5 protein-coding genes, 1 tRNA gene and 1 pseudogene are annotated in these 3,657 nt (G+C 70.2%); 3 read left to right on the top strand and 4 right to left on the bottom strand.

The features are described 5' to 3' along the window. Positions 1 to 384 precede the first annotated feature (384 nt). On the top strand, positions 385 to 627 hold the full coding sequence (locus FV223_RS22700) for a hypothetical protein (protein ID WP_147729112.1): 243 nt from the start codon (positions 385 to 387) through the stop codon (positions 625 to 627). 46 nt (positions 628 to 673) lie between these two features. Here the strand turns inward: FV223_RS22700 and FV223_RS32460 are convergent, their stop codons facing one another. From FV223_RS32460 to FV223_RS22690, 3 genes are all read right to left on the bottom strand, one after another. Then, positions 674 to 796: a hypothetical protein gene (locus FV223_RS32460; RefSeq protein ID WP_279596406.1), complete on the bottom strand. Its 123-nt coding sequence runs from the start codon at positions 794 to 796 to the stop codon at positions 674 to 676. Positions 797 to 886: 90 nt separating this feature from the next. After that, positions 887 to 1,198 (bottom strand): hypothetical protein, encoded by a 312-nt coding sequence (locus FV223_RS22695; protein ID WP_147729111.1) that lies wholly within the window; start codon positions 1,196 to 1,198, stop codon positions 887 to 889. A gap of 99 nt (positions 1,199 to 1,297) precedes the next feature. Next, positions 1,298 to 1,828 (bottom strand): metallophosphoesterase, encoded by a 531-nt coding sequence (locus FV223_RS22690; protein ID WP_147729110.1) that lies wholly within the window; start codon positions 1,826 to 1,828, stop codon positions 1,298 to 1,300. Positions 1,829 to 2,036: 208 nt separating this feature from the next. Between FV223_RS22690 and FV223_RS22685 the strand changes: the two genes are divergently transcribed. Further along, a tRNA-Pro gene (locus FV223_RS22685) sits at positions 2,037 to 2,113 on the top strand. A gap of 243 nt (positions 2,114 to 2,356) precedes the next feature. On the opposite strand, the gene FV223_RS22680 is transcribed toward FV223_RS22685, so the two are convergent. Then, positions 2,357 to 3,007, bottom strand: a complete 651-nt coding sequence (locus FV223_RS22680; RefSeq protein ID WP_147729109.1) for a ClpXP protease specificity-enhancing factor SspB — start codon at positions 3,005 to 3,007, stop codon at positions 2,357 to 2,359. 408 nt (positions 3,008 to 3,415) lie between these two features. Here FV223_RS22680 and FV223_RS22675 point away from each other — a divergent pair. After that, positions 3,416 to 3,657, top strand: a pseudogene (locus FV223_RS22675) (CPBP family intramembrane glutamate endopeptidase); the annotation flags it as partial.

The raw sequence follows: 3,657 nt of genomic DNA, 5'->3' as shown, positions 1-3,657 counted from the left end.
GCCTTGGCCTTCGCCGGCTTGCGCTGGCCCGGCCGCGGCAGCTCGGCCGGCCGCTCGGATTTGACCTGCGGCGTGCGGGCGAGGGCGGGGCTCAGCAGCTGCGCCAGGAACGGATCGAGCGGCTGCACGTCCGGCCGGTCGGCCTTCCCGGTCGCTGACACGTGCCGGGGCTTCTTGGGAATTGCCATGTGCCAAATATGGCGCGGCCCTGGGCCGGACGGAAGAGGCCCGACGGTCGCTGCTGGCATCCCGCCCCGATACTAGGGGCTCATAAACCGTTCGCCGCTATCGAGGGCTGGGGTCGTCCGCCGCAATGCCGCCGGCTTGCGCGATCACACGCGAGCCGTGGGCGGCAGGCCGGCCTGACCGCTGAAAGCTGATGGGATGATGAACTTCGTTCTGGGAGCCGTGGCCGGGGCGCTGATCGTCGGCATCGCGGCGATCGCGGCGGCGCGGAACCCGGAGATCCAGCAGCGGCTCGGCCTGTTTCCGGCCGCGCCGATCACGCTGATGGCGGCTCCTCAGCGGCCGGAGCCGATCTGCCCGCCGCCGCCCGCGGTGGGGCCGACCATCGGGACGCAGGACATGCTGTTCAACAAGCGCCGGTTCTGGTCGGTCGCGCCCTGACCCAACGGCGATGGCCGGCGGTGCGCATTCGCTAGCGAGCCTCGGCTCAGACGCTGCTCAGCAGGAACATCAGGATCGTCGTGGCCGCCGTGGTGCTGAGGAAGCCGCACAGGGCGGCGGCGAAGGACGGGCCGGTGGCGGCGGTGAAGGTCTGGGTTTCGGTGGTCATGACGGCTGGCCTTGTCGGCGACGTGCTGCGTCGCGTTCGATGGGACGATGCTCGGAACGGAGAAGCTTTGCGGTGCGAACGCGCACCCGGTCAGTCGCAGCGGTTGACTTGCTTGGCGATGCGAAGGTTTCGCAGCTCGGTGCGAAGTTCGATCGCGACGACGCCGGCACCGCAATCCTCGAAGGCGTCGCGGGCCTCGTTGTAGCGGTCCCCGATCTCGTCGAGGGTGTCGCAGACCCGATCGTGGTTGCCGAGGCGGGCCTCCTGACGGGCCTGGTAGCGGAGGGCGGACGCCTCATCGACCTTGGCGCGGCCTTCGAGGCAGGAGGGCGCGGCGAATGCCGGGCCGAGGCAGAGAACGAGGCCGAACGCGGCCAGTATCGTGGTCTTGGTTCGGGTCATGGGCCACCGTGAAGACAATCACGCGAGCGGTACGCTGGAAGAGGCAAAGTATTCGACCGGTGTCGTTCAACCCCCGGTTCCGTGCGCTCAACGGCGGAGCTAGGCCGATGGTTCCGCTTTCGCTGCGCTGCGGCCGCGGCGCGAAACCAGGATCGCGGCGAGGTCGACCGGCGCGAAGCCCTGCGCGTCGACGCCGACGTCGTACTGCTTGGGCGCGGTACGGAGCTGCCCGTGCGAATGGCCGTGCAGATTGAGAACGCCGCGGCCGATGCCGTTCCAGGTGCGGAAGGCGTAGTGGCACAGCACTAGGCCGCGGCCGTCCACCGCGATCTCGGCATAATGCGCGATCGAGGTCCAACCCGGCGCATCGAGCGTATCGGGCCCGTCGTTGTTGCCGACGATCAGGTGCTTCTCTCCGTTCAGGCCGGCGAGGATCGCGTGGACCCGCTCCCGCGGCGGCCCGAGGGCGAAGTCTCCGAGATGCCAGACGGTGTCGTCGGGCGCGACGACGCGATTCCACGTCGCGATCAGCGCGGCATCGTGCGCGGCGAGGTCGGGAAACGGCCGGCGGTCGAGCCGCAGGATGCGCGGGTCGCCGAAATGCGTATCGCTCGTGAAATAGACCGCCACCGCCCGCCTCGCTGCGCCAGACCGCACGCGGTCTCGTGTCCGATCCGGCCCGCCTCGCGCAAGGGGCGTCGGGATCGGTGTGACACCCCACCCTGTTTCGGCGAAGCGCCGGAACGGGGCTTGCGTGCCCCGGAGCGGAAAGCTAAGACCCGCGGACCCTTCGGGGTGTCGGCGGCCCAACGGCATGCCGACGCGAGAGCGGACGTGACGGAGTATAGCGCAGCCCGGTAGCGCACCTGTCTGGGGGACAGGGGGTCGCAGGTTCAAGTCCTGCTACTCCGACCAACAAAACGGGACGTCGGTCGAAGGATCGATGTCGCCGCTCTGAGGAAAGGCCGGGGCCGAGCAGGCCCCGGCCTTTTTTCGTGGTCGTGGGGCCTGCCGTTCGGGTCCGCATTTTGAGAGGCCTTGGGGACGCGGAAGCCTCGAAGGCGCCCGCCGGAGGCCGCGTGATTTTCCAGACACCCCGTCCGAGGCCCGATCGCGCGGACGCCTCCGGACGAGGGCTGACTCCCGAAGCGTCGAGCCTCAGCTCTTCTTTCGGAACGCGTCGAGGCTGACGACCTCGGCGCTGGCCTCGTTGCCGTCGGCGTCCTTCTTCGCCGCCTTGGCCGCGACGCGCGGCTCCTTCTCGTCCGCCTTGCCGCCGTTCTGCGCGGCGGGGAGGGCGGGGATGGTCTTCGGCGCGGTGCTGCCGATCGCCGCCAGGCCGGTGCCGGGCGTCACCGATTTTGGCTTCATCTCGGTCGGCTCGGAGGCCGCGCCGCGCGGGCCGGCCTTCGCGTTGCTCGGGGCGGGCTCCTCGCCGGAGGCCTCCGCCGTCTCGTTGAGGTCGAACTTCAGGCCGAACTGCACGGACGGATCGAAGAACCCCGACAGCGCATCGAACGGCACCAGCAGCCGCTCGGGAACGCCGGAGAAGGACAGCCCGACCTCGAAGCTGTGCTCGGTCACGCCGAGGTCCCAGAACTGGTGCTGCAGGACGATCGTCATGTCCTGCGGGTACTTCTCGCGCAGGGCCTGGGACATCCGCACGCCCGGGGCTTCGGTGCGGAAGGAGACGTAGAAGTGGTGCTCCCCCGCCAAGCCCTCGCGGGCGGCGTCGGTGAGCACCTTGCGCACGACGCCGCGGAGGGCGTCCTGAACCAGGAGATCGTAGCGGATCAGGTCGTCTGCCATCTGCGGTCGCTCTGTGCGGTCTGCCCGACGACCTGTCGCGCGGGACGCGCACCAAATCGGATGAGGAAGGAAGGCGGCTTCCGTCGCCGGAGGCCGGGTATCGAGCGGCCGACGCGCGGAACCGCGTCAGGCTGCCGACCACCGCGCCGGCGGACCCGTCCGGCCGTCCCGCCCGGCAGCGCCATCGTGTCCGAGGGCGGGGGGCTACGGCGAACGGAACGGATCCGATAGGTTCGAAGTGACCGGCGCGTCGCGAAGACCGTTCGTCGCCGTTCCGGCCTTTCGACCGGTGAGAAGAACATAGTGGGGATCGCCGCGGTTTTGAAGCCCGATCATGGTGTCCCGCCCATCGAAGCCGCCGCACCGTCCGAACCGGACCGGCGATGGGTCGCGGCCGGCCGCCTCGGCGTGAACCTGGTCGTGCTGGCCGGGATGCTCCTGCTCTACCTCGCGGCGGCGAGCCTGATGTCGCTGGCCGCGGTCCGGGTCGGCGCCGACCTGCTCGCCGGGATCGATCCGTTCCTCGACGCGGCGCGGCGGCCCTATCTCGGCGCCACCGAGCTCGCCCGGCGCGAACTCGCCGTCGACGTGCTGCGGCAGGTCTTCCTCGCCGGCCTCGTCGTCGCGGTCGCCCTGCGCCGCGACGGCAC

The organism is Methylobacterium sp. WL116 (assembly GCF_008039455.1).
In the GTDB taxonomy this organism is placed as follows: Bacteria; Pseudomonadota; Alphaproteobacteria; order Rhizobiales; family Beijerinckiaceae; genus Methylobacterium.
The sequence above is the reverse complement of the archived record's forward strand: the minus strand, read 5'-3'. Positions and strand labels throughout refer to the sequence as shown.

Bases quoted from the DNA above. Each gene is read 5' to 3' on its own strand.
- FV223_RS22700 (WP_147729112.1), top strand. From the start codon at position 385: ATGATGAACTTCGTTCTGGGAGCCGTGGCCGGGGCGCTGATCGTCGGC.
- FV223_RS32460 (WP_279596406.1), bottom strand. From the start codon at position 796: ATGACCACCGAAACCCAGACCTTCACCGCCGCCACCGGCCCGTCCTTC.
- FV223_RS22695 (WP_147729111.1), bottom strand. From the start codon at position 1,198: ATGACCCGAACCAAGACCACGATACTGGCCGCGTTCGGCCTCGTTCTC.
- FV223_RS22680 (WP_147729109.1), bottom strand. From the start codon at position 3,007: ATGGCAGACGACCTGATCCGCTACGATCTCCTGGTTCAGGACGCCCTC.